The 23514-nt window shown below is 41.9% G+C and carries 23 protein-coding genes and 1 pseudogene; 7 read left to right on the top strand and 17 right to left on the bottom strand.

What is annotated here, in order from left to right; all coding sequences use genetic code 11:
* Nucleotides 1–70 precede the first annotated feature (70 nt).
* Both FXV77_RS22650 and bla read left to right on the top strand, forming a co-directional pair.
* Nucleotides 71–1171 (top strand): annotated as a pseudogene (locus FXV77_RS22650) (alpha-L-fucosidase); the annotation flags it as partial.
* A gap of 723 nt (nt 1172–1894) precedes the next feature.
* Nucleotides 1895–2605 (top strand): BlaB/IND/MUS family subclass B1 metallo-beta-lactamase, encoded by a 711-nt coding sequence (gene bla, locus FXV77_RS22645; RefSeq protein WP_187443999.1) that lies wholly within the window; start codon nt 1895–1897, stop codon nt 2603–2605.
* A 61-nt stretch (nt 2606–2666) separates the two neighbouring features.
* Here the strand turns inward: bla and FXV77_RS21990 are convergent, their stop codons facing one another.
* From FXV77_RS21990 to FXV77_RS02195, 6 genes are all read right to left on the bottom strand, one after another.
* Nucleotides 2667–2843, bottom strand: coding sequence for a hypothetical protein (locus tag FXV77_RS21990; protein WP_187443978.1), 177 nt, complete (start codon nt 2841–2843; stop codon nt 2667–2669).
* Between the two features lie 304 nt (nt 2844–3147).
* On the bottom strand, nt 3148–3567 hold the full coding sequence (locus FXV77_RS02215) for a hypothetical protein (RefSeq protein WP_148917583.1): 420 nt from the start codon (nt 3565–3567) through the stop codon (nt 3148–3150).
* Nucleotides 3568–3594: 27 nt separating this feature from the next.
* The gene (locus FXV77_RS02210; RefSeq protein WP_148917582.1) at nt 3595–3795 is read right to left on the bottom strand and encodes a hypothetical protein; all 201 of its coding nucleotides are present in this window, start codon (nt 3793–3795) and stop codon (nt 3595–3597) included.
* Nucleotides 3796–3879: 84 nt separating this feature from the next.
* Nucleotides 3880–4599, bottom strand: coding sequence for a hypothetical protein (locus FXV77_RS02205; RefSeq protein WP_148917581.1), 720 nt, complete (start codon nt 4597–4599; stop codon nt 3880–3882).
* Nucleotides 4565–5230, bottom strand: a complete 666-nt coding sequence (locus tag FXV77_RS02200; protein WP_148917580.1) for a hypothetical protein — start codon at nt 5228–5230, stop codon at nt 4565–4567. The genes FXV77_RS02205 and FXV77_RS02200 overlap by 35 nt, the downstream gene beginning before the upstream one ends.
* A gap of 1121 nt (nt 5231–6351) precedes the next feature.
* Nucleotides 6352–8127, bottom strand: a complete 1776-nt coding sequence (locus FXV77_RS02195; protein ID WP_148917579.1) for an aminopeptidase P family protein — start codon at nt 8125–8127, stop codon at nt 6352–6354.
* A gap of 77 nt (nt 8128–8204) precedes the next feature.
* Between FXV77_RS02195 and dacB the strand changes: the two genes are divergently transcribed.
* The 3 genes from dacB to ruvA all read left to right on the top strand — a co-directional run bounded on the left by dacB (nt 8205) and on the right by ruvA (nt 12579).
* The gene (dacB, locus tag FXV77_RS02190) at nt 8205–9629 is read left to right on the top strand and encodes a D-alanyl-D-alanine carboxypeptidase/D-alanyl-D-alanine endopeptidase (RefSeq protein WP_148917578.1); all 1425 of its coding nucleotides are present in this window, start codon (nt 8205–8207) and stop codon (nt 9627–9629) included.
* An 86-nt stretch (nt 9630–9715) separates the two neighbouring features.
* A complete protein-coding gene (locus FXV77_RS02185; protein WP_148917577.1) occupies nt 9716–11992 on the top strand; it encodes an NADP-dependent malic enzyme in 2277 nt (758 codons plus the stop codon).
* A 2-nt stretch (nt 11993–11994) separates the two neighbouring features.
* Nucleotides 11995–12579 (top strand): Holliday junction branch migration protein RuvA, encoded by a 585-nt coding sequence (gene ruvA / locus FXV77_RS02180; RefSeq protein WP_148917576.1) that lies wholly within the window; start codon nt 11995–11997, stop codon nt 12577–12579.
* A gap of 5 nt (nt 12580–12584) precedes the next feature.
* Here ruvA and FXV77_RS02175 read toward each other — a convergent pair whose 3' ends face one another.
* From FXV77_RS02175 to FXV77_RS02125, 11 genes are all read right to left on the bottom strand, one after another.
* Entirely contained in the window at nt 12585–13502 is a 918-nt protein-coding gene (locus FXV77_RS02175) for a WD40 repeat domain-containing protein (RefSeq protein ID WP_148917575.1), read from the bottom strand.
* Between the two features lie 12 nt (nt 13503–13514).
* Nucleotides 13515–14099: a bifunctional phosphoribosyl-AMP cyclohydrolase/phosphoribosyl-ATP diphosphatase HisIE gene (gene hisIE, locus FXV77_RS02170; RefSeq protein WP_148917574.1), complete on the bottom strand. Its 585-nt coding sequence runs from the start codon at nt 14097–14099 to the stop codon at nt 13515–13517.
* Between the two features lie 18 nt (nt 14100–14117).
* Entirely contained in the window at nt 14118–14870 is a 753-nt protein-coding gene (gene hisF, locus FXV77_RS02165; protein WP_148917573.1) for an imidazole glycerol phosphate synthase subunit HisF, read from the bottom strand.
* 1 nt (nt 14871) lies between these two features.
* Nucleotides 14872–15624 (bottom strand): 1-(5-phosphoribosyl)-5-[(5-phosphoribosylamino)methylideneamino]imidazole-4-carboxamide isomerase, encoded by a 753-nt coding sequence (locus FXV77_RS02160; protein WP_148917572.1) that lies wholly within the window; start codon nt 15622–15624, stop codon nt 14872–14874.
* Between the two features lie 77 nt (nt 15625–15701).
* Nucleotides 15702–16292: an imidazole glycerol phosphate synthase subunit HisH gene (gene hisH, locus FXV77_RS02155; RefSeq protein ID WP_148917571.1), complete on the bottom strand. Its 591-nt coding sequence runs from the start codon at nt 16290–16292 to the stop codon at nt 15702–15704.
* Between the two features lie 9 nt (nt 16293–16301).
* Complete coding sequence (gene hisB, locus FXV77_RS02150; RefSeq protein ID WP_187443977.1) at nt 16302–17429, bottom strand: bifunctional histidinol-phosphatase/imidazoleglycerol-phosphate dehydratase HisB; 1128 nt, start codon at nt 17427–17429, stop codon at nt 16302–16304.
* Nucleotides 17430–17443: 14 nt separating this feature from the next.
* A complete protein-coding gene (hisC, locus tag FXV77_RS02145; RefSeq protein WP_148917570.1) occupies nt 17444–18508 on the bottom strand; it encodes a histidinol-phosphate transaminase in 1065 nt (354 codons plus the stop codon).
* Nucleotides 18509–18644: 136 nt separating this feature from the next.
* Nucleotides 18645–19559, bottom strand: coding sequence for a ribonuclease Z (locus tag FXV77_RS02140; protein ID WP_148917569.1), 915 nt, complete (start codon nt 19557–19559; stop codon nt 18645–18647).
* Nucleotides 19546–19932: an STAS domain-containing protein gene (locus FXV77_RS02135; RefSeq protein ID WP_148917568.1), complete on the bottom strand. Its 387-nt coding sequence runs from the start codon at nt 19930–19932 to the stop codon at nt 19546–19548. Before FXV77_RS02135 ends, FXV77_RS02140 begins: the two co-directional genes overlap by 14 nt.
* A 9-nt stretch (nt 19933–19941) precedes the next feature.
* Nucleotides 19942–20889, bottom strand: a complete 948-nt coding sequence (locus tag FXV77_RS02130) for a phosphoribosylaminoimidazolesuccinocarboxamide synthase (RefSeq protein WP_148917567.1) — start codon at nt 20887–20889, stop codon at nt 19942–19944.
* A gap of 11 nt (nt 20890–20900) precedes the next feature.
* Nucleotides 20901–21863 (bottom strand): PhoH family protein, encoded by a 963-nt coding sequence (locus tag FXV77_RS02125; protein WP_148917566.1) that lies wholly within the window; start codon nt 21861–21863, stop codon nt 20901–20903.
* 272 nt (nt 21864–22135) lie between these two features.
* Here FXV77_RS02125 and FXV77_RS02120 point away from each other — a divergent pair, with 272 nt between their 5' ends.
* Together FXV77_RS02120 and FXV77_RS02115 are read left to right on the top strand one after the other, a co-directional pair.
* The gene (locus tag FXV77_RS02120) at nt 22136–22921 is read left to right on the top strand and encodes an SAM hydrolase/SAM-dependent halogenase family protein (protein WP_148917565.1); all 786 of its coding nucleotides are present in this window, start codon (nt 22136–22138) and stop codon (nt 22919–22921) included.
* Nucleotides 22922–22970: 49 nt separating this feature from the next.
* Complete coding sequence (locus tag FXV77_RS02115; RefSeq protein ID WP_148917564.1) at nt 22971–23471, top strand: hypothetical protein; 501 nt, start codon at nt 22971–22973, stop codon at nt 23469–23471.
* The last annotated feature ends 43 nt before the right edge of the window (nt 23472–23514 follow it).

Genomic DNA, 23514 nt, shown 5'->3' with positions numbered 1-23514 from the left:
TTTCCGAATTCCCCAAAGTCCATTTGTTATGTTAAGCTTGATCCGTTTTTAAATATCCCACAACGAAAATATGAAAGTAGCCTTTCATTTTAGTCTTGGAAACCCTATTTTAGAGGTTGTAAAACTTCTAAACATGTTCCAACAAAGCAATCTTAAAAATTACCTCATTATCATCATTTTGTATTCCTTCAGTTTTTCGATTGTTTCCGGCCAATCTTCCCGCACGGAATGGTTCGAGGAAGCTCGCTACGGCATGTTTATCCATTGGGGATTGTATAGTGCTGCTGAGGGACTATGGAAGGGAGAGAAACTCCGCTATGCTAACAACTACGCCGAGTGGATCCGATACCGCAATCGCATTTCTAAAGAAGAATATGGCGAACTGGCAAAGCGCTTTGTTTGGAATAAAATTGATCCGGAAGAATGGGTCTTGCTGGCTAAGAAATCGGGTATGAAATATATCATCATTACCTCGAAACATCACGATGGCGTAGCGCTATGGGATACGAAAGTAGGTGATTATTCCTTGCCAAAATTATCAGGAACAAATCGTGATGTTATCAAGGAGATTGCCGACGCTTGCCGCAAGCATGATATGAAGCTCGGCTTTTATTATTCCCATTGGCTCGACTGGGAACATCCTTATGCATGGGATCATAATCAGGAATTAACCGGGCATATCACGGACGAACAGTTTAACCAATATTGGCAGGAAAAAGCTATACCACAAATGCGTGAGCTACTGACCAATTACGGTGACATCGCCATCATGTGGTTCGATATGTGGATTCCCTATGAGAAGACAATATTTAAACGGGAACAACTGGAACAAGCCGTAGCTCTCATCCGCGAGCTGCAACCCAACTGTTTAATCAATTCCCGTCTCGGATTACCAACTGATGCCAAATATGTAGACTTTGAGACATTGGGAGACAATCAATTTGGAACGAGCTACGTTGACCATCCCTGGGAAACACCCGGCACTATTGCCCATTCGTGGGGTTATAATGGGCAAGAAAAAAATTGGAAATCGACCGGCCAACTTTTTGAGTCATTGATTAGCAATGTAGCGCTGAACGGTGGTTTTACGCTGAACATCGGTCCTAGAGCTGATGGCGCCGTACCCGATGAAAGCATCAACCGCCTTAACGATATAGGCAATTGGCTGGAGCAATACGGCGAAGCTCTTTACGACAATACTGGGCTCGACCTGCAAATCAATCAACACGATTGGGGTAAAATCACAAAAACCAGAAAGAGCAACATCGTCTATCTCCATGTATTCAACTGGCCGTTAGATGGAAAGCTGCGCGTATCGGGAATAAACAGCAAACCCCTAAAAGCAGAATTGTTGTTAACGAACGGAAGCAAACCCCTATCGTTTGAACAGCATGGTCCCCTGCTACACTTACAGCTACCGCAACAGCAGAGCGATCCGTTTGTATCCGTTATTCGACTTACGTATAACGATATTATAACCGCTCCTGCTATCGTAGCAGAATCTACCTTCGGAGGTTTTGCATTAACAGCGAAAAATACGACAAAGAGGGAAAACCTTAAATTTATAAAAGAGGATAACACACGTCCGGCTTATGTACAAGCAGCAGGTGAGAAAATAACCTGGAAGCTGTATCTTCCAGAAGCTGGCACGTATAATTTAGCTTTGTCAGCTCATAATGCCACGAAAAAAAATATTCCCATCGTGTTACGCGTAGGTGATCATACGTTGCACGCCTCTATCGCTCCTAATGGAAAGATAGTCGCCGAACCCAACGAAAACAACTACACCGATGAATTTGAGGACACGCACATCGGAAAAATTACCATCGATCAAGCAAGTCAATACAGCGTAGAGTTTCAAGTGGAAGGAAACCAGGAGCTATGGCTAAACCGAATTTGGATAGAAAAAAGGGAAGATGCCAAGCAAGCCAGCGTGTCTACGCAAGATAAACCATTGGTCATTGAGCAGATCAACCCTAAACTCTATCTCTTCACCACTTATCACGAATATGAGGGCACCAAGGTCTCAGCCAATGCACTATACCTCCTTACCAAAGAAGGTGTACTCCTTTTTGATACCCCTTGGGATCCCACACAGTACCAGCCGCTTTTGGATAGTATACAAGAAAAACACGATATGCCCGTCATCGGTGTGTATGCCACCCACTGGCATGAAGACCGCGCCGGAGGTTTCGGCTATTACAACAACATAGGCATCCCAACATATGCCACAGCGCGTACCAATGAATTATTGCGTGCAAATGGTAAGCCGCTGGCCACCCGTAAGATCGAAGAAGGAAAGACATATTCCGTAGGCGGCGAATCTTTTGTGTTCGATTTCTTCGGCCCGGGACACTCCATGGATAATGTAGTCGTCTGGTTTCCCGAATACAAGATCTTGGATGGTGGCTGTTTTATCAAGAGTTCGGATGCCAAAAACCTCGGTAATACCAGCGACGGCGATGTCAAAGAATGGAAACCTTCTATGGCGAGACTACTCGCCCACTATCCCGAGATCAACTTAGTGATACCTGGTCACGACGATTGGAAAGCTTCCGAACAGCATATTGAGAATACTTTTAAGCTTTTGGAAGGAGTGCATTAAAATGGTTTTTCAATATCTATAAAAGAAATTACGATATTTCTTCATCAAAGATATCCATCCTTTACTTTTGGACAAAAGGTTTATGAACGATCTTCGCTTTCTTAAGCGTTTCTTGTATTTTATAGAGTCGCGTGGCCATCTCAAACCGCTCTTTATACGAACGCTTCAACCCTTCTTTCAATAACGCAATTTCAGCATTGCTAAAATGTTGTGGATTATGTTCTTTCTTGATATGCATGATATACCTACCAGCTTATTAAACAGATTATACGTATAAAGATACAAGTTTTATCTAACCACAGTAGAGGAATTTACGTTTATATAGTTTTCTGCTACCATCGGTGGTTTTTAATCTACGGGTATCTCATCGGGCCCTCCTTAGGCAAAACAGAACAAAATAAGCCCTAAATACGGCCGTATTTTAATTCTTGAATTATGAAGATTGCACCACCTTATCCGTCCGTTTTAGCTCCCCTAACGTGTTTAGTAGCGTAACAATGGTCACGACTGCGCTGACCAGCATCATAAGTGGTAGAACTAGGTTATACCTCGTAAAAATATCGATCCAGAAGCTCCCAGAAAAACTCTTCTTCCGTGCCGTACCGGTCCAGGATACGTTGCCAGGTTTCTTTACCAAACTGAATCTCATTCCCAAAACTATCTTTATAAATCCACTTATCGAATATATCTTTATCAAAAGAAGCCTTATGCTTATCCCGAGTATATTCTAGACCTCCTCTCAGATTTCTCTTGAGTTGTGCTTGAGAGCCATTCACCCGTTCTTTTACATTGATGTTCCCAAAGATATCCTTCCCTTTCTCCAGTTTATAGCCTTTATTATCCTCAATTATTGTCTTATCAAAGATATCTACCTTAAAAGTAGCGCTATAGTCGGTGCGTCTGCTATTTTCCCTTACCAACCTCCGTAGCAGTCTGACTTGAGCATCCTTATTCCCCCTCAAACCAGGCTCAGCCTTATCTAGATATTTCTATTCGTACTGAAGTTTATTATTGCGACTATCTTTAAATATCAAGTCATCGAAGATATTTTTTTCGAGACTGGCCCTATAACCTCCATCGGCGGATGTATACTGGAGTGCTCCAAAAATATCCGTTTCTATAGCACCTCGCTGTGCAAACAGAACAGAAAACGACAACACCAAGGATAGCATAACAATGACTCTTTTCATACCAGTAGGGTTCTTTACAGAAGATAGACCATTTGCCGCACGATTGGTTTATTTAATTTCGACAAAATATTAAGACAAACTCCCTTAGGGGTACAATCTCGGCCACTTATCCATATTCCAGATATAGATGAGGTGTGCAGCTTCAATAGCCCGCTGTAAATGCATATGAAACGCTATTAAGTAATCATCGCCCCGACTATCATCAGCAGACGTATAATCCATACTCACTACAAGCCACCAATAGAGCGCATCTCGCACATGCGGCAAGTTGTATGTTTCCCACAGCTGAAAAATCACCTTCATCGGGTTCCTTCGTTCTTCATCGTCGAGATAAACTAACTTATACGCTTCTAGTTCAAATTCCTGTGGCATATGGCAGTTATTAAAATAACCAACCGCTTTATTAAAGCCTGTTGTATCCGGCATAAAGAAACTACCATGAGTCTCATAACTATGACGAAGCTCGGTATCTGGCATCCAATAGCTTTTATCCAGTCTACAGATCATAAATAGACCTTCGATAAGAGTCTCTATAAATTCATATCGGATAAATGCTTGCAAAGTCTGCTCATTATTCATCTGATATCCCGGCAACAGAGCAGCTTGTTTCCACTGATTCAGATGTGCTCTCCATGCTGGAAAATTCTCCCAACCAAAAAATAGATTGATTGCATTATAAGGATTCCCAATTTCCTGCGGATGTAGTCTCCGTGGGAAATAGTCATAAGGGGTAGGGTTTGCAAAGGGCATAATAATATCATCAAAAAAGTTAGCAATCTTCGTAAAAACAATACCTATCTCCATTACTTCTTACCACTATTTTAGCTTGTTGAATCAAAAGATAAATACCTTGTTTAACATGTTGAGGGCGAATCCGGTGATGGTACAATTCTGTCTTCTTGATACGTTCAAAAATATCGATGGGAGTCTGCCTCACTTTAAAAAAATTATACTTGAGCAGCTTTTCTAACTCCAAACGTACATGCAACAACATATCTGATTCCATCTGGATATTCCCGTCTTTTTTCCATTCCTCCAAAACTAATGAAGGTTGAGATAATGAGGCTTTCTTTAGATCAAATTCCCACGGAAGGGATATCTCATAATATCTACAGATCTTATCCTCCTTAACAGTTAAACGTACAAGTCTTTCTTCCGGCACCTCAAAAGGATGCTTATAAAACACCATCTTCTCGGTACAGGAACTCCTGTATATCCTATCCAATAATATACTTTCTTTTGCCAAAAAGTCTCCCACTTTATACATCCTTTCAAAATCAGCATAATAATAAGGTGGCTTTCCTAAAAGAAAGGATAAATCCTCAGCGCTCCATTCGTTATCCAATCGCTTTTTCAAATATGTATACCACTGCTTAAAATCGTTGGCATACATCATACCCGAATAGGAATCTTTATTCGTCAATTCTGTATTCATAATCTTGCTCTAATCTTAAACTTATATACCTAATTTCCCACAGCTTCGAACCAGGCTGAAGATAGATATGGTTGGTGGTTTGTGCATTTTTGTTTGAAGAAAAATCGTTATCCCTGGCTATGCCGCCGCTGTTCATATGCAAATTTGGATTCATTGTATTTTGTTTTTGTTGATTTTTAAGTCGTTTATTTAATTTTTGGATAAAGCATACCCGCATGGACGCCCTAAGCTCCAAAGAATCCGCCCCGCAGGTAGCTTTCTATTTTGTTGATCCGTTTTTTTTAAGAAAGTCCAACAGGGGTACCGCGCCAGATTTCTAATTTCAGTATCCTGCGGACTTTTAAGTAATGATTTGATTAGATTTCACCCCCTGTTTCTAGAGGAGACGTCATTAAGTAGCAATGGGTGGCATATCTAAGGCTGTTTCTTCCGCTGACTCTGCAAGTCCTTTCAATTATTGCGGCACACCATCCAACAACTTTTCGAAGAAAATTAGATGTCGCCTCAGCTTTTTGACATCTAGAAATGAATCTGCATATAATGTATTTATTTATTAGCATAATTCGATTTATTAAAATAGTTAATTATATAGATTTTCTATATAAAAATACATATAAAATTTAAATAATCAACTTTTTATATATTTTTTCTATACGTTGGTTAACTTTATCTAACAACACACTCCGTTAGGCCGACAATCTTTCACAGATGATCCGATAATCATCTACCCCTCATAGTAGGTGTGTCCGGCATGAGTCCATGTTCTCTCCATGTTGAGTCCGAGTCTATTCGTTGACAAGTTACTTTCACGGCGGTTATACCCTGCATACAGCTACTGGTGGTAGCGAAGCATGGGTATACCATAGGTATAGCATTAGCGAAGGGTCGCAGCAACCTGTTATTATTTTCATAATGGAGAAGTACCGATCATTTCGAAGTTCAAAATCCGCAGTACTTCGCCATTTCAATTCTCACAAAAATTTACAAAAAATTGTTTTTCAGCAATATAAATCGGCACATTTAGCTTATGGCAATAATTGATAAGGGGTATTTGAGAGACCAGATTGGGAATGTGGTCAAAATAATGGGCAACTATTTGGAGTTGCCCATCCCTTCATCTATTATATTTCCTTCGTTTTTTCCTTCAACCACGATCTCTCTTCTACATCCAAATGAGACGAAAGCTTATTAAACACCCATGCATTATAGTTATTCAACCACTGCACATGCTTATTATCCAATAGCGATTTATCCACCAAATCCGTCGCGATATAACAAATAGTCAACGTCTCGAAATGCATAAAATCTCCAAATTGGTTAGCTTCGAAAGCTTTGCTCAACACCAGGTTTTCGATACGGATACCATATTCCCCCTCTCGATATAATCCCGGTTCAATAGAAGAAATCATCCCCTCTTTTACCGGAATATCCACATTCGTCGGGTTCAATACGTGTGGACCTTCATGTACGTTAAGAAAGAAACCGACTCCATGCCCTGTCCCATGCCCATAATTTCGTAACGTTTCCCATAACGGACGTCTTGTAACCGCATCAATCTGATAACCTCGTGTTCCTGTCGGGAACACCAACTGAGCGCCTTCAATCATCGCTTTCAAAACAAGCGTATAATCTACTCTTTCCGCTGCCGTAATGTTGCCGAGCGACACGACCCGTGTGATGTCAGTTGTACCATCTTTATACTGTCCCCCTGAATCGACCAGCAATAAGCCTTCTGCTTTCAAAGTAGCATTACTTTCCTCGGTCGCTTTATAATGCGGTAATGCTCCGTGCGCCCGATAGCCTGCAATAGTGTCAAAAGAAATATCAACAAAATCTTTCCCGTCAGCACGTATTTCCTGCAATTTATCTGCAATGGAAATTTCTGTCAACTCTTCGTATTGTACCTGTTCTTCGATCCATTTGAAAAAACGCGTCATGGCTACACCGTCCTTGATCATGACATTTCGGGTATGTGTTGCCTCGACATCGTTCTTTACCGCCTTCATTAGCGTCGATGGATTGAGGTCCTCGATTATCTTTGTTGTTTCTGGTACGGCATCATACATCGCGAAGCAGGTCCGTTTAGGATCTAATAAGATTGCATCAGCTTGCAACGATGAAACTGCTTGGAAAGCTTTTGTATAAGGTTTTATTTGTACCGATGCCTGTCCCAGGGTTGCTTTATCGTCGTCGGTTAATTTACCAAGTTCGATAAACAACGTGGTTTCATTTCCTTCAAAGAACAGAAAGCCTAAAACCACCGGATTACACGGCACATCGTTTCCCCTAATATTTAACAACCATGCCAGATCATCTAAAGAAGAAACAATATGGGCAGAAACGCGTTTAGATGCCATCTTTTCGCGGACACGGTTTAATTTGCTGATTGTAGTCTCTCCAGTAGCGGATTCATCCAATAAAAATGCCGACGAAGTAGGTAGCGCGGGGCGGTCATTCCAAATAGTTTCTAAAATATCCACATGCCCGTCTACGATAATATCCAGTGGCAAAAGCGCATCCTTAACTATTTGCGCCACCGCTACCGATGCCAAATTACCATCGAATGCAACGCGACTGCCCGCGGGAAGCCGTTCAGCCAACCAGGTGGCATATTCAGCTGCCCCCTGCGTTTTTAACTTCACGAGTTCGAATCCCGTTCCCTCTAGCTGTTCTTTCGCCTGCACAAAATACCGGGCATCGGTCCACAAGCCTGCAAAATCAGCCGTAATGGCTAATGTCCCAGCTGAGCCTGTAAAACCGGAAGCCCAAGCAATACACTTGTAACGCTCCGGCAAATACTCACTGATATGTGGGTCTGACGATGGAATGATATAGGCATCAATCTCTTGCGACTTCATCTCTCGCCTAATTGCATCTAAACGTTCTATATACGTCATATTAAATCAATTCTAGTATTCGCGCAAGTTAAAAAAAATCATTTTCATTATGTTTGCATAAACAGAAAAAACAAAATATGTTAAGGAAAACCTTCTATACGATATTATTCATAGCTACCTTTCTTTTCTTGCACCCAAGTTATGGACAAGGACTAAAAGACAATATCAACAACGCGTATCAACAATTTGTAAAAAGTGGTAAGCTTCCTAATGGCATCGCTTCCTTAACCGTATTAGACGGCAAAACCGGACAGCCTATATTTACGAGTAATGCATCCATCGGATTGCCGACGGCTTCAACGATGAAGGTTATCACCTCCATCACCGCCCTGGATATATTAGGGGCAGATTATACCTATCAAACTAAATTGGCTTATACTGGCGAAATTGACAGCTTAGGTGTATTACATGGTGATATCATCGTCATTGGTTCTGGCGATCCTACGTTAGGCAGTGACCGCTATACTACTACCAAAGCCGAAACCATACTAAACAAGTGGGTATATAAAGTTCATCATGCCGGCATCCGCCATATCGACGGACGTGTGGTAGGCGACGACCTTTATCTAAATGGCAATGATGTTCCACCCACGTGGAACTGGGTTGATATAGGCAATTACTATGGTGCGGGTATATCGGGGTTGAATTGGCGTGAAAATAAAACCGGCGTCACTTTCTCCCCAAGTGCTATAGGGCAACCTGCCAAAATTTCCTCCACAACTATCCCATTAACAGGAATTACATTAATTAACGAGGTTATAACCGGATCAAATGGCTCTGGTGACAACGTCTATGCCTATGCTGCTCCCTACTCCGACATCGTCTATTTACGCGGAACCTACGGAAGGGATCTTAAAAAGATTGTCGAAATAGCGGTACCAGATCCAGCTTTGGCGTTAGCGCAGCAATTGACAACTGCATTATCGGATGCAGACATTACCGTAGACAGTCTGCCCATCACAGGAAAACGGTTATTAAATCAAGGGATTATGCTAAATAGTCAAAAAAAAGAGCTTGACACTCATCAATCCCCTGCTTTGAAAGACATCGTACATTGGTTCAATCAAAAGAGTATCAACCTGTATGGTGAAGCGATGCTCAAAAGTTTTGGTATCATCAGCCATAATAAGCCCAACAGTGAAGATGCCGCCACATTACTTAGCAAATACTGGGAACAGAAGCTAAAAATTCCTGCCAGCGAATTGCACATCCATGACGGATCTGGTCTTTCACCGCAGAACAGGGTCACTACACTAGCGATGGCCAAGATTATGCATTATGCACAACACCGCCCTTGGTATCCTGCATTCAAAAAAAGCTTACCCACGATCAATGGCATAACCATGAAAAGCGGCACCATCGGTGGGGTTTTGGGATATACGGGTTTCCATACGAGTAAAGCAGGTGCGCCGGTTACATTTTCGCTTCTGGTTAATAATTATACAGGAAGTACGTCCGTCATGCGGCAAGAAATGTTTAATCTCCTGAATAGTCTTAAATAACATTAAAAATTCGCTAATCTTCTTTTGAAGTTTTAGCTTTGTAGCCATACAATTTAAAGTTTACTTTTTACTTTTTATTTAAACAAATGAGTATCAACAGAAAAAAAGACGCTTTAGACTACCATTCCAAGGGAAGACCCGGAAAAATAGCGGTCGTTCCGACGAAGCCTCACAACTCACAACGGGATTTATCATTAGCTTATTCCCCCGGCGTAGCTGAACCTTGTTTGGCCATTGCTGAAAACAGTGAAGACGCATATAAATACACTTCCAAAGGAAACTTAGTTGCCGTTATCAGTAACGGTACGGCTGTATTAGGATTAGGAGATATTGGTGCACAAGCGGGCAAGCCCGTTATGGAAGGGAAAGGTTTATTGTTTAAGATATTTGCGGATATTGACGTTTTTGATATTGAGCTGGACACGAAAGACGTAGACCAATTTGTCAATATCGTCAAAGCGCTAGAACCAACCTTTGGAGGCGTCAACTTAGAAGATATAAAGGCCCCGGAATGTTTTGAGATCGAGCGCCGTCTAAAGGAAGAAATGAACATCCCGGTCATGCACGACGATCAGCACGGTACAGCTATTATTTCGGGTGCCGCATTAATCAATGCATGTGAACTGATAGGGAAAGACATTAGTCAGGTCAAAATCGTGGTTAACGGCGCTGGTGCTGCTGCCATTTCTTGTACGTCCATGTACATGGCTGTTGGTGCAAAAAAAGAAAACATCGTGATGTTGGATAGTAAAGGTGTTATCCGTACCGATCGTGAAAATTTGGATGCCACAAAAGCACAGTTTGCAACAGATAAAAATCTCCATACGCTAGCAGACGCTGTGAAGGATACGGACGTTTTCATCGGGTTATCTGCAGCCGATGTACTGACCCCAGAAATGCTGCTTTCAATGGCTCCGAGGCCTATCGTATTGGCTATGGCAAATCCTAATCCTGAAATCGCTTACGATTTAGCGGTGGCTACACGTACCGATGTGATTATGGGTACAGGTCGTTCGGACTATCCTAACCAAGTAAATAATGTATTAGGATTCCCCTATATTTTTAGAGGTGCCTTAGACGTTCGTGCGACGAGCATTAACGAAGAAATGAAAATCGCAGCGGTTCGCGCCATTGCCACCTTGGCAAAGCAACCTGTTCCGGAAGAAGTAAATCAAGCCTACGACACCAATAACTTAAAGTTTGGGCCAGAATATATCATTCCCAAGCCAACAGATCCTCGCCTCATTACAGAAGTCTCTGTAGCGGTAGCAAAAGCAGCAATAGCCTCTGGCGTAGCCAGAATAGAAATCCAGGATTGGGAACAATATAAAGAGGACTTGCGCAAGCGTTTGGGTAAAGATGATCGGATTATCCGTAATTTAACCAGTAGAGCCAAGAAAAATCCAAAACGTGTCGTTTTTGCAGAAGCCGATAATTACAAAACACTTCGGGCAGCACAGATCGTAAAAGAAGAGGGCATTGCTTTCCCTATCCTTTTGGGCGATAAAGAAAAAATACAGGGCTTAATTCAAGAATATAGCTTCGATTTGGAGGACGTAGAAATTATTAATCCCGTTGAAGAAAAAGGTTCCGAACGTTTCAACAAATTTGTAGAGCATCTTTATACTAAGAGGCAGCGTCGCGGTATGACAGAGCACGAAGCAAGTAAATTGATTGCTACCAACCGTAACTATTTTGCGGCGAGCATGGTACAGTTTGGTGAAGCGGATACCTTGATTTCCGGCTTAACCCGCAACTATGCTACTACTATACGGCCAGCGTTGCAGGTTATTGGTGCAAAACCTAATAGTCGTGTGGCAGGTATGTACATCATGCTGACTTCGAAAGGTCCTCTTTTCTTTGGAGATACGACCGTTAACGCCGACCCTACTCCAGATGAGCTAGCGGATATCGCGATCCTATTGGATGAAGCCATCCGACGCTTTAATGTTACACCGCGCATCGCCTTATTGTCTTACTCCAACTTTGGTTCAAACGATGGTCATACAGCGGTAAAAGTGCGCGAAGCGTCAAAAAGACTTCGTGAAAAAGCGCCACACATCATTGCTGACGGAGACATACAAGCAAATTTTGCTTTAAATAACACGCTTTTGAAAGATAACTTTCCGTTCAGTACATTAAATGGTGAACCGGCTAATACCCTGGTCTTCCCGAACCTGGAATCGGGCAATATTGCTTACAAACTTTTGCAGGAAGCGGGTGATGCTGAGGCTTTAGGGCCTATTCTATTAGGTATGAACAAGCCGGTCCACGTATTGCAGCTGGATAGCTCCGTCCGTGAAATTGTGAACATGGTCACCATTGCTGTCGTAGATGTGCAGGAACATGAGAAAAATAAGTAGGCATGTACGATTATTTTAACGGAAAACTAGCATTCAAAGCCCCCACCCATGTTGTCTTGGACGTGGGTGGGATTGGTTATCATATCCATATTTCGTTGACCACTTATAGCCAGATCAAAGACCAGGAACAATGTAAGCTATACATATCTTTTCAAGTGCGGGAAGATTCACAAACGCTTTACGGTTTTGCAACAGAGGGCGAACGGCAATTGTTCAACCATTTGATTTCGGTATCGGGCATCGGACCGAATACGGGCCGCATGATGCTTTCTTCTATTACACCAGAGGAAATCCAAAGTGCCATCATCAATGGACAGGTACAGGTTATCCAAAAAATTAAGGGGATTGGGCCGAAATCTGCCCAACGTGTTATTTTAGAATTGCAAGATAAACTAAAAAAGCAAGGTCCGGATACGCTTATTCCACTGCCTATTGCCAAACAATCCGTACCGGAAGAGGCACTTGGCGCATTGGTCATGCTGGGTTTTGGCAAACCACAGGCTGAGAAAGTATTAAATAGTTTAGTAGCAAGTGAACCGGAACAAACCGTGGAACAACTGATCAAAGCTGCGTTAAAGCGTTTGTAAGAACTTTACTTCTCCTCTTGTAAGAAGACATCCCAAACTTTCACCAATTTGTCGTCGCCAGCCGTAACCAACTGGTTGCCTACCCAAGTGGCAGTATTGATAGACAAATGGTGGGCATCATAGCCACGTTCTATACTTATGTTTTTGAGCAAAGACAAAGATAGTACATCCCATATTTTGATGGATTTATCCCGACTAATGGTCGCGATAATAGGCCACGTGGGATGTGGGAGAATACCATACACGGTAAACATGTGTGGGGTTATGGATTCGAGAACTGACAAATCATTTTTTGCCAACCGAACAAGCTTCGCGTCCCGCCCGCCCGAAAACAAGCTGGTATCCGCCGTAGCCAATGCCGTTACAGGTAGGCTATGTATCTGTTGCTTGGTTATCTCCCGAAAATCTGTCGTATCGTATAAATGTACAAAACCGTTTTTATCACCAAAGGCTACTTGCTTCGCTTTGACCGAGGGTTCGATGACACGTACAGTGGTATCCGTTATTTTAAATCTGTACAACAAGGCATAGGTATCCAGTGACCATACGTAAGCCACACCTTCTTCTCCTGTAGCGATGATTTCCCTCTTGCCGGGGAGTACCTTAATCGCGAAGACCGCTCCCTTTTCCGTTTGTGTTTTACTGATAAGCGATTGCTTTTCTATATCTACAAACCACACTTCGCCATTGCGCAAACCGATGACCAAAACGCCTTCTCCCTCCAGAAGCTGCAAGGCATACACCGATGCCGGTACAGCACACAAAATACGCTTGAATTTATCATTTTCCAAATCCCATTCCACCACGCCCTTGTCGTTTCCCCCGGTAAAAATAGTCTTCGCGTCCACCCCTCGGGATACGGTGAAAATAGGATTTTGATGACCTGCTAGCGTGTGAGATAAAGCAATATCGATTGTCTGCATACTCGTCCCTTCTTACTGATGCCTGCTTTCCAGATTCTTGGCAATCGTCTGTAAATCCAGTCCTTTTTCCCGAAGCAGCACCAAAAGATGAAAAAACAAATCCGAAGATTCATTAATGAAATCATGCTCTGTCTCTGCTAACGCAGCGATAACGGTCTCCACAGCCTCTTCTCCTACCTTTTGTGCAATTTTATTCAACCCGCGCCCCCGCAGTTTATTGACATACGATTCTTCGGCAGGCATATCGTAACGTTGCTGTATAATACGTTCCAATTGCAGCAGGAAATTTTGGTTATATGCTGTTTGGAAACAACTGCGCGCACCTGTATGACAAGTAGGACCTGCTGGTTTAACTTTAATCAATAAGGTGTCCTGATCACAATCTATATGGGATGAGACTACTTCTAGAAAATTACCGCTCTCCTCTCCTTTTGTCCACAATCGGTTTTTGCTTCGCGAGTAAAAGGTAACACGTCCCTCTTGTTGGGTTTTCGTCCACGCTTCCTCGTTCATATACCCTAACATCAGCACCTCCAGTGTTTGATTATCCTGTATAACAACGGGAATTAATCCGTCTCCTTTTGCGAAATCTAACATTATTTTATTATTAAGTACTTACCTCACCACAATTCCATTCGTGCGCAACGTTTCTTTTAGCTCCGGAATCAATATTTCTCCGTAGTGAAATACTGAAGCTGCCAATGCAGCATCCACATTCGCTTGCTGAAACACATCCACAAAATGCTGTTGTTGACCTGCTCCACCCGATGCGATCAATGGAATATTGATGATATTGTTAATCTTCTTTAAAAACGTATTGTCGAAGCCATTCTTTGTTCCATCATGATCCATTGATGTTAACAAAATCTCTCCTGCTCCGCGTTGCTCAGCCTCCCTGATCCAGTCTTCCGTTTGTATCTCCGTTTTATCTCGTCCACCACGTAGGTAAACAAAGTTCTTTCCTTCAACGACACGCGTATCCACCGCCACCACAACAAACTGACGGCCAAACGAACGTGCAAGGTCATCAATCAGCAACGGATTACGTACCGCAGCCGAATTAATCGAAATCTTATCCGCACCTGCATTAAGCAACACTTCCGCATCTTTCAATTCATTGATTCCTCCACCTATGGTAAAAGGAATATTGACCTGACGTGCCACTGCTTTGACCAACTCTATTGTCGTTTTCCGCTTTTCATGTGTGGCCGTAATGTCTAAAAATACCAACTCGTCCGCGCCTTGTTCCGAATATTGCCAAGCGAGCTCGACAGGGTCGCCCGCATCCCGAAGGTCGACAAAATTAACACCTTTCACAGTACGGCCGTCCTTTACATCCAAACAAGGGATGATACGCTTCGCCAACATATTAAATACTGATGAGTGTCTTCAGATTCCAATCTTTAATCTCATCAATGGAAATCTTGTTCTCGTAGATGGCTTTACCCACTACACAGGATTCCATTCGGCTTAATGCATTTAAGGCACGGATGTCATCCATGGAACTAATTCCACCAGAACCAATCAGCTTAATGATTGGCGAATGATCCAGAAGTTTCTGATATAGTTCAACGCCGGCACCTCCTAATTTCCCATCTTTACTTATATCGGTACAAAGGAAACGGAAGAACCCTAAAGAAAGACACTTATCGATGTATGAAATCAGCTTAATAGGAGAACTTTCCAACCAACCGGAATATTTGATGACCTCGTCCAGCACGTCAATTGCAATAACGATATGTTTCGCATATTTTACACGTCCTTCGTTCAGTTTAGCCAACTCCTCCAAAAAAGTAGGGTTGGTGATCGCCTGTGTTCCCACAATGACACGGAAGATACCCGCATCAACCAATTCCTTTACTTTCTCAATACTTCTTACTCCACCTCCATATTGCACTTTCATATCCGTTTTGCGGATAATGTCAAACAGATAGCCCTGATTGCTGAAATCACCCTTTGCACCATTTAAATCGATAATGTGCACGAGCTCGGTACCATTGGCATGATACATTTTTATTTGCTCTTCCAATGATATGTCATACGTCGTGACGTCATCGTAATTACCTTCTCTCAGACGGACAACCTTTTTGTCCAAAACATCAATCGCAGGAATAATATACATATTATTTAAAGTAATAAGTTAAATGTCAAAAACTGTAAATATGTCAATTAATAATTAACAATTATAAACAATATCCCCTATAATCGGGAAAAATTAAGCAATATCTGTTCTCCAGCTTTTCCGGATTTCTCGGGATGAAACTGCACACCGTAAAAGTTCTCCTTTTGTAGAGCCGCCGAAAAAACAACGTCGTACGTGCAAAATGCACTCGTATATTGCTCATCTGCCTCAATAAAATAGGAGTGCACAAAATAAAAGTAACTATTATCTGTAATATTCTCAAAAAGAGGACAATCCTTTTTAGGTGATATGCTATTCCACCCCATGTGTGGAACTTTTTTACCGACCCGCTTGTCAAAATGTAACGTCTTCAACGGAACAATATTCAAAAGCTCCGCATTGCCTTCCTCCGAAAAGGAAGTCAACAATTGCATACCTACACAAATTCCCAATACAGGCTTCTTTAAGGATACAATATGCTGCACTAGGCCTGTTTCTTCAAGCTTTCGCATAGCAGCTCCGGCATGTCCTACACCCGGGATAATAATACGGTCATATTGATCAAAATCATCCACATTATTAACCATACCGTAATCTATACCGACGCGATCCAGTGCTGCTGTCAATGAAAAAATATTCCCTGCTCCGTAGTTTACTATTCCAATCATGTTTATAATCTACAAGACGCCCTTCGTACTCGGCAAACGCATATTCTCTGCATCTCGCCGTACAGCTTTTTTTATTGATTTTGCAAAGGCTTTAAAGATAGCCTCGATTTTATGATGCTCGTTATCGCCTTCCGCTTTGATATTCAAGTTCGATTTCGATGCGTCGGAGAATGATTTAAAGAAATGGAAAAACATCTCCGTCGGCATATCTCCGATTTTCTCCCGTTTGAAAGTCGCATCCCATACAATCCAGCTCCTTCCGCCAAAATCAATAGCCACCTGTGCCAGACAGTCATCCATCGGCAACGTATACGCATAACGTTCGATACCACGCTTATCTCCCAATACCTTCAGAAAGATTTCACCTAGCGCGATACCCGTATCTTCAATCGTATGATGTTCATCAATATCCAAATCACCTTTAGCCTTGACCGTAAGATCGATTGCTCCATGTCTAGCGATTTGGTCGAGCATGTGATCAAAAAACGGCAATCCGGTATCTATATCCGCTTTTCCTGAGCCATCAAGATTTAATTGGATAAAGATATCTGTTTCATTCGTTTTACGACGGTGCTCACCTGTACGTGTCCCCAACTTCAAAAACTCATATATAGATTTCCAATTGGTTGTCTCCAACGCGATAGACTCACTTTCTATGTTCAGATTTTCCGCCTTACCCAATTCGTCGTTATTACGCAACCAAATAGCCTTAGCACCTAGATTCTCTGCTAGTTTTACATCATTGATACGATCGCCAATTACAAAGGATTCCGCTAAATTATATTGCGTCACATCAAAGTATTCGTTTAGCATACCAATACCGGGCTTACGTGTCGGTGCATTTTCGTGCGGAAATGTACGATCAATATGTTCTTTTACAAAACGAACACCTTCGCCAGCAAATGTATCGACAATAAAATGATGTACCGGCCAGAAGTTCTCTTCAGGATGAGAGGCTGTACCTAATCCATCTTGATTAGAGACCAAAATCAACTCAAAATCCAGTTCGTTTGCGATACGTGGTAAATACTGCAGTGCTCCAGGATAAAATTTAAGCTTGGCAAACGAATCTATCTGTTCGTCTTCCGGCTCTAATATCAATGTACCATCACGGTCTATAAACAATACTCTTTTCATAAAATCTAAAATCATTAAACACCATCATAAAACGCTCGAATATTTTCTAATAGCACGATGTTTTCTTGAGGCGTGCCGATGGTCAAGCGCAAACATCCTTCACATAGCTCCACTTTGGAACGGTCGCGCACAATAATTCCTTTACTTACTAAAAAATTGTAAAGGGCTCGGGGTTCTCCCAACTTAACCAATATAAAATTGGCGTCTGATGGTGTCACATGTGCAACCTGTGTCAACGTTTGTAAAGATGCGGACAATTTCTCCCGTTCTTCGACCACCTCCTTAATCCATTCGTTTACTATTTCCACACCCTCCAGTGCTTCCAAAACAATGTCTTGGGTGGCTTGATTGATATTATAAGGTGGCTTGATCTTGTTGAATACCGCAATAATCTCTTTACTGGCAAAAGCCATCCCTAACCGCAGCGCCGCCAAACCCCACGCTTTCGACAGTGTTTGTAACACCACCAAATTCGGGAACTCCGCCAAATCTTTGGTAAAGGATGGTTGTTTCGAAAAATTGATATAGGCTTCATCTACCACCACAATTCCATCAAAGTTGACCAAGATCGTCTCTATGTCTTGCCGACGGATACTGTTTCCTGTGGGATTATTGGGTGAGCATATAAAAATTAGCTTTGTATATGCGTCGATCGCTTCCGCGATACCATCTAAATCCAATTGATAATCAGCCGTTAAGTTTACCTTTTTATAAGCTACATTATTGATATTGGCAGAAACTTCGTACATACCATAGGTTGGCGGTACCAGAATAACATTGTCCCTTCCCGGTTCACAAAATGCACGAAAAAGAATATCAATGGCTTCATCGCTACCATTGCCTAAAAAGATATTTTCTGCCGGTACGCCTTTAATACGATGCAATTTTTCCTTTACCCGATGCTGCAATGGGTCTGGATAGCGATTATAATTTTTAGCATAGGGTGAGCCAAATGCATTTTCGTTAGCATCTAACAAAATAGCAGCTTCTCCCTTAAATTCATCTCTTGCCGATGAATAAGGCACTAATTTTCTTATATTATCCCTCAGCAACAGGTTCAGGCTAAAAGACGTCTTCATATTTTTCATTAGAATAATTTGTTCTCTATGGCAATAAAGCTTGCATGAGCTAAGTTATTCCGATCCTTTTTCTTAGCGGCAGCTCATGCAGGTTTCCAATTGAGGGTGTAAAGATGGGGAAAAATCTACAAAAACCCTATACTAAAAACCACTTACCTTCTTCAGATAGCTCTGTATGGGGAAAAATTGTTCGAGATTCGTCCAAAAGAGGTTGCAAATCTTTATAACGAGCAGAAAAATGTCCGAGCAGAAGTTTCCTCGCTCCTACGATTTGTGCAACTTGCGCTGCCTCTAAACTAGTGGTGTGGAATGTTTCTTTGGCACGTTCTATACGATCGTGAAGAAATGTTGCTTCGTGGTACAACAAATCCACTCCTCGAATCTCTTCAAAATAGTCCTCGTTCACCACCGTATCAGAACAATAGCCATAACTTCGTGGAGGTGGCGGTGGATTCGTTAAATTTTTTGCCAGATAAACGGTACCATCATTTGCTACATAGTCTATACCCTTTTTCAAAAACCGTAAGTAGGGAATCGGGATATTCAATCGTTCCACCTCTTCTTTTTTTAACGATGCAGACCGCTTTTTCTCATCAAACCGGAAGCCGGTGCAAGCGATGCGATGGCGCAAAGGAAAACTACGCACGCTGAGGTGTGCATTCTCGAATATTACTTCTGAATGGTCCTCATTTGTGGAGTGAAAAACCAACGGATAACGTAACCGCGTGTCGGAGTGTTTAAATTGCAAATCCAATATCTCTTTCAATGCGGGAGGGCCATAGAGATGTAATTCGTTTTGACGTCCGACCAAATGTTGTGAAGAAAGTAGCCCAATAAGCCCAAAATAATGGTCACCATGCAAATGGCTGATAAAAATATGGCTTATCCGGCTACCTTTGATTCCGTAGCGGAATAATTGCATTTGAGTTCCTTCGCCACAGTCTATCAAGAAAAGCTGTTCGTTAAAGTTTAGAAGTTGGGATGTTGGATGGCGACCGTACATTGGCGTCGCCGAACTATTTCCCAATATCAAAACTTCAAACCTTGTCATGCTGGCCCGTTCTTAAATCCAATCGCAGCTCATTGCCAAAAATCATGTCTTCGGCATCAGAAACCTCAGGTGCAGTTTTAAAATAGCCCTCCATATTGGCCATTTTAAGCAATGCTAATAGCTTGTCGTTTAATCCGGTCAGAATAAAAAGTCCGCCCGAGGTCTTACATAATCTGCGCGCCAATAATCCCATACGCAATCCATCTTCATCCGCATCGGATACATGACAAAGATTTAATACAATATTACGTTGGCCGCCTGTATGGCGCAACATAAACTCACCTTTCAATTTCGCTGCCGCCTCTCCATCAAGGAAATCTGTAAGTGGCTCAATAACCACATAGCGTTCATGCTTGTCAACCGTAAATTTCATACCTCTAATCTATAACAATTTATTCAAAGCTTCAATTACATTCTGTTCTACCCGCAAAACGGCGTCTTCATTTGCCGGATATTGAAATTTCTCCCCTGTAATATGTTCGTAAAGTTCAATATAGCGTTCGGATATGGAGCGTACAATATCATCCGTCATTTCAGGCACCGTCTGTCCGTCCTTTCCTTGAAAACCGTTATCCATCAACCACTCACGTACAAATTCCTTAGACAACTGCCGTTGCGCTTCACCATCTGCCTGCCGTTCTTCATAGCCATCGGCATAAAAATAGCGAGACGAATCCGGCGTGTGGATTTCATCCATTAAATAAATTTCACCGTCTTTTTTACCAAATTCATATTTGGTATCCACTAATATCAATCCCCGTTCTTGTGCCATTTCCACACCTCGCTGATACAACGCTTGCGCAAAGTTTTCTAACTTTATATAGTCTTCTTCACACACAATCCCCTTCGCTATAATATCTTCTCGCGAAATATCTTCGTCATGTCCTACATCTGCTTTCGTCGTCGGCGTTATAATGGGTTCGGGAAGCTTATCGTTTTCTTTTAGACCTTCTGGTAAGCTTACACCGCAAAGCGTTCTACCACCGTCGCGGTAAGTACGCCATAAATGTCCCGCCACATATCCCCTGATTACCATCTCCACCTTAAATGGTTCGCATTTATAACCTATGGTAACGTTGGGGTCGGGCACTGTAATGACCCAATTTGGAATAATATCTTTCGTGGACGAGAGAAATTTCTCGGCAATCTGGTTTAGCACTTGTCCTTTATAAGGAATAGGGCGCGGCAAAACGACGTCAAAAGCGGAAATTCTATCCGAGGCCACCATCACTAGATATTCATCAGCTATAGTATACACATCACGTACCTTGCCTTTATAAAAGGCTGTCTGCTTATTAAAATTAAATTTTGTTTCTTTTATTGCGTTCATTGTATTAAATCTTAAATATCGCCGTAAGCCTCCAAAATACGTCTCACCAGTTTATGTCGAACTACATCTGATCCACTTAAATGGATAATATCGATACCTTGAATATTTTCCAAAAGCTTTACCGCTGTTGCCAATCCAGACTGCGTTTTCTTCGGTAAATCGATTTGCGTAAGATCACCCGTAACGATAAACTTCGCTGTTGGGCCCATTCTAGTAAGGAACATTTTTAATTGCATATCCGTAGCGTTCTGCGCTTCGTCCAAAATGACAAAACAATTGTCCAATGTGCGCCCCCGCATAAAAGCTAATGGTGCTACCTCGATTACCCGGCGTTCCAGATAGTCCTTCAATTTATCAGATGGGATCATATCGTCCAACGCATCATAAAGGGGGCGTAAATAAGGGTCTACTTTCTCTTTGAGGTCGCCCGGCAGGAAACCCAGATTTTCCCCAGCTTCGACAGCCGGTCGAGTCAATATAATACGCTTTATTTCCTTATTCCTTAATGCCCGGACTGCCAACGCCACTGCGGTATAGGTTTTCCCCGTACCTGCTGGTCCAATGGCAAACAGAATGTCGTTTTTGGTTATACTGTCTACCATTTTAAGTTGGTTCGGCGTACGAGCACGAACGATCAGGCCGTTAGGCCCATATACAATCGGTTCGCCTTTAAAAACAGCGGGTTCTCCTATTTTCTTCTCCACCGATCTGTCGACCCTACCACTTATTCCTACCAAATCCTCTAATGCGTTGGAATCCAAGTTTTGAAATTGTTCGATATGATGCAATATGCGCTCAAATACTTGTTTAAACCGTTGCTGTTCCGATTCTTCACCCAACACCTTCAACTCATTGCCTCGAGCCACGAGCCGAAGCTTCGGAAAGCCCTTTTTTATCAACTCAAAATGCTCATTCCGAGCACCCCATAACGTTACCAAGTTAACGTCATCTAATGGTATAAGTACTTCGTTCAAATTGTTTGTTTTAATTTTTATAAAGATAGATGTTTTTACAGCAATCCACTATATTTCGCAGGCATATTTCTTATAAAACGCTCGGTATAACTCATTTAATAACTCAAAAATACAAACTATAATCATCTATTTGTACACCCATGACAAAAAATGGAAATTTAGCTTTGCAACGATTCATATTGCACTTTCTTTTATTACTTTTGTAGTTCTTTTGCAAAGAGGGCATCACCGCATTTTAACGTTTTTAGTATCTTTACAGAGATACATAGTGTATGGGAGTAATAACGCTTACAACAGATTTAGGGCACCGTGATTTTTATCAGGCAGCATTGAAAGGCAGCATCATATCGCAACTGCCTGATGTCCGTTTGGTGGATATTACGCATGAAATCCCCTCGTTTGATATACAGCGTGCCGCCGTTGTGCTTCGTAATGCTTTTCGTTACTTTCCTAAAGGCACAGTCCATCTTATTGGCATCGACACTGTTTTTCAAGAGGATTCCCATTATGCCATGATGAAATTTGATGACCACTTTTTCGTTGGAGCAGACAACGGCATTTTCAGTATAATTCTTGGAGAAAACGAAGCACAAGAGCTTTACGAAATCGATATTATGCAGGATTTGCGTTACCTACACTTTCCACTCGCAGATATATTATCTAAGGCGGCCTGTCATATTGCTAAAGGGGGACTGTTGTCCGAAATCGGACAACCTATCGATAAACCGCTTAAAAAAGTATTGGTGCAACCATTGGTTGGCCCGAACAGTATAAAAGGTCATGTTTCGTATATTGATGCTTTCGGAAACGTCATCAGCAATATCAGTAAAGAACTTTTCAATGAAGTGCAAAAAGGCCGAAGCTTCAAGCTGCATTTTAAAAGAAATGAAACTATAAATAAGCTGAGCTGGCACTATAATGAGGTACCAGAGGGAGAAAAGCTCTGTTTGTTCGGAATTAGCAATTTTCTGGAAATAGCCATTAACAAGGGGCATGCCAGCCGGTTATTAGGACTACAACAGGATGAGGTTGTGATGGTGGAATTCTTAGACAGTTAAAATGAAACAATTTTCCCTACTTCTTATCTTTTTGGTCGGCATGTTTCCTATGAGCAGGTCTCAAACGGATATGGACATCGATTCGCTCAACTTCGCGCAGCAGCGGGAACGTGTAAACAATTTACTGCAAGAACGCAGTAAGCGTTTCGGAGAATTTGACCATAGTCTACAACAAAAGACCGGGGTATTTGGCATTTTTAAAAGAAAAAAAGACATGCAGAAGTCGATCGATATCCTCCGGGAAATTGTTCTGACGGACAACAACATCTTTTTAGAAACAAAGAAGCTGCTCGATATCAAGGGGGGCGAAAATGACAGAAACGAAAATCTGGCCACGGAATATAACAAGCAGGTCTCAGGATACATGCACACCATTACGAAGCTCCAAACGGAAAACGAGAAATTGCGCACCCAAATCCATGATCTGGAGACTAAACAACGAAACCGTCACACCACTATTCTTTTCCTTATCATTGTCATTTTGGCGTTAAGCTTTGCTTTGTACTTGGGTTTTAAACGGAACAAGCACCAAAATTTGACGCAAGAGTGATAAGGCCACATAAATAATACTGTATTTTTGCGTTCTAATAATT

It is taken from the genome of Sphingobacterium phlebotomi, assembly GCF_008180195.1.
Classification (GTDB): domain Bacteria; phylum Bacteroidota; class Bacteroidia; order Sphingobacteriales; family Sphingobacteriaceae; genus Sphingobacterium; species Sphingobacterium phlebotomi.
This window is presented reverse-complemented; position numbering and strand designations above follow the sequence as displayed.

Excerpts from the sequence above, each read along its gene's own strand:
- FXV77_RS02185 (WP_148917577.1), top strand. The coding sequence starts at position 9,716 with ATGAGTATCAACAGAAAAAAAGACGCTTTAGACTACCATTCCAAGGGA.
- hisB (WP_187443977.1), bottom strand. The coding sequence starts at position 17,429 with ATGAAAAGAGTATTGTTTATAGACCGTGATGGTACATTGATATTAGAG.
- hisH (WP_148917571.1), bottom strand. The coding sequence starts at position 16,292 with ATGATTGGAATAGTAAACTACGGAGCAGGGAATATTTTTTCATTGACA.
- FXV77_RS02160 (WP_148917572.1), bottom strand. The coding sequence starts at position 15,624 with ATGTATATTATTCCTGCGATTGATGTTTTGGACAAAAAGGTTGTCCGT.
- FXV77_RS02175 (WP_148917575.1), bottom strand. The coding sequence starts at position 13,502 with ATGCAGACAATCGATATTGCTTTATCTCACACGCTAGCAGGTCATCAA.
- FXV77_RS02135 (WP_148917568.1), bottom strand. The coding sequence starts at position 19,932 with ATGAAATTTACGGTTGACAAGCATGAACGCTATGTGGTTATTGAGCCA.
- FXV77_RS02140 (WP_148917569.1), bottom strand. The coding sequence starts at position 19,559 with ATGACAAGGTTTGAAGTTTTGATATTGGGAAATAGTTCGGCGACGCCA.
- dacB (WP_148917578.1), top strand. The coding sequence starts at position 8,205 with ATGTTAAGGAAAACCTTCTATACGATATTATTCATAGCTACCTTTCTT.
- FXV77_RS02195 (WP_148917579.1), bottom strand. The coding sequence starts at position 8,127 with ATGACGTATATAGAACGTTTAGATGCAATTAGGCGAGAGATGAAGTCG.
- hisIE (WP_148917574.1), bottom strand. The coding sequence starts at position 14,099 with ATGTTAGATTTCGCAAAAGGAGACGGATTAATTCCCGTTGTTATACAG.
- hisC (WP_148917570.1), bottom strand. The coding sequence starts at position 18,508 with ATGAAGACGTCTTTTAGCCTGAACCTGTTGCTGAGGGATAATATAAGA.
- FXV77_RS02120 (WP_148917565.1), top strand. The coding sequence starts at position 22,136 with ATGGGAGTAATAACGCTTACAACAGATTTAGGGCACCGTGATTTTTAT.
- FXV77_RS02205 (WP_148917581.1), bottom strand. The coding sequence starts at position 4,599 with ATGGAGATAGGTATTGTTTTTACGAAGATTGCTAACTTTTTTGATGAT.
- FXV77_RS02210 (WP_148917582.1), bottom strand. The coding sequence starts at position 3,795 with ATGAAAAGAGTCATTGTTATGCTATCCTTGGTGTTGTCGTTTTCTGTT.
- FXV77_RS02130 (WP_148917567.1), bottom strand. The coding sequence starts at position 20,889 with ATGAACGCAATAAAAGAAACAAAATTTAATTTTAATAAGCAGACAGCC.
- FXV77_RS21990 (WP_187443978.1), bottom strand. The coding sequence starts at position 2,843 with ATGCATATCAAGAAAGAACATAATCCACAACATTTTAGCAATGCTGAA.
- ruvA (WP_148917576.1), top strand. The coding sequence starts at position 11,995 with ATGTACGATTATTTTAACGGAAAACTAGCATTCAAAGCCCCCACCCAT.
- FXV77_RS02115 (WP_148917564.1), top strand. The coding sequence starts at position 22,971 with ATGAGCAGGTCTCAAACGGATATGGACATCGATTCGCTCAACTTCGCG.
- FXV77_RS02200 (WP_148917580.1), bottom strand. The coding sequence starts at position 5,230 with ATGAATACAGAATTGACGAATAAAGATTCCTATTCGGGTATGATGTAT.
- hisF (WP_148917573.1), bottom strand. The coding sequence starts at position 14,870 with ATGTTGGCGAAGCGTATCATCCCTTGTTTGGATGTAAAGGACGGCCGT.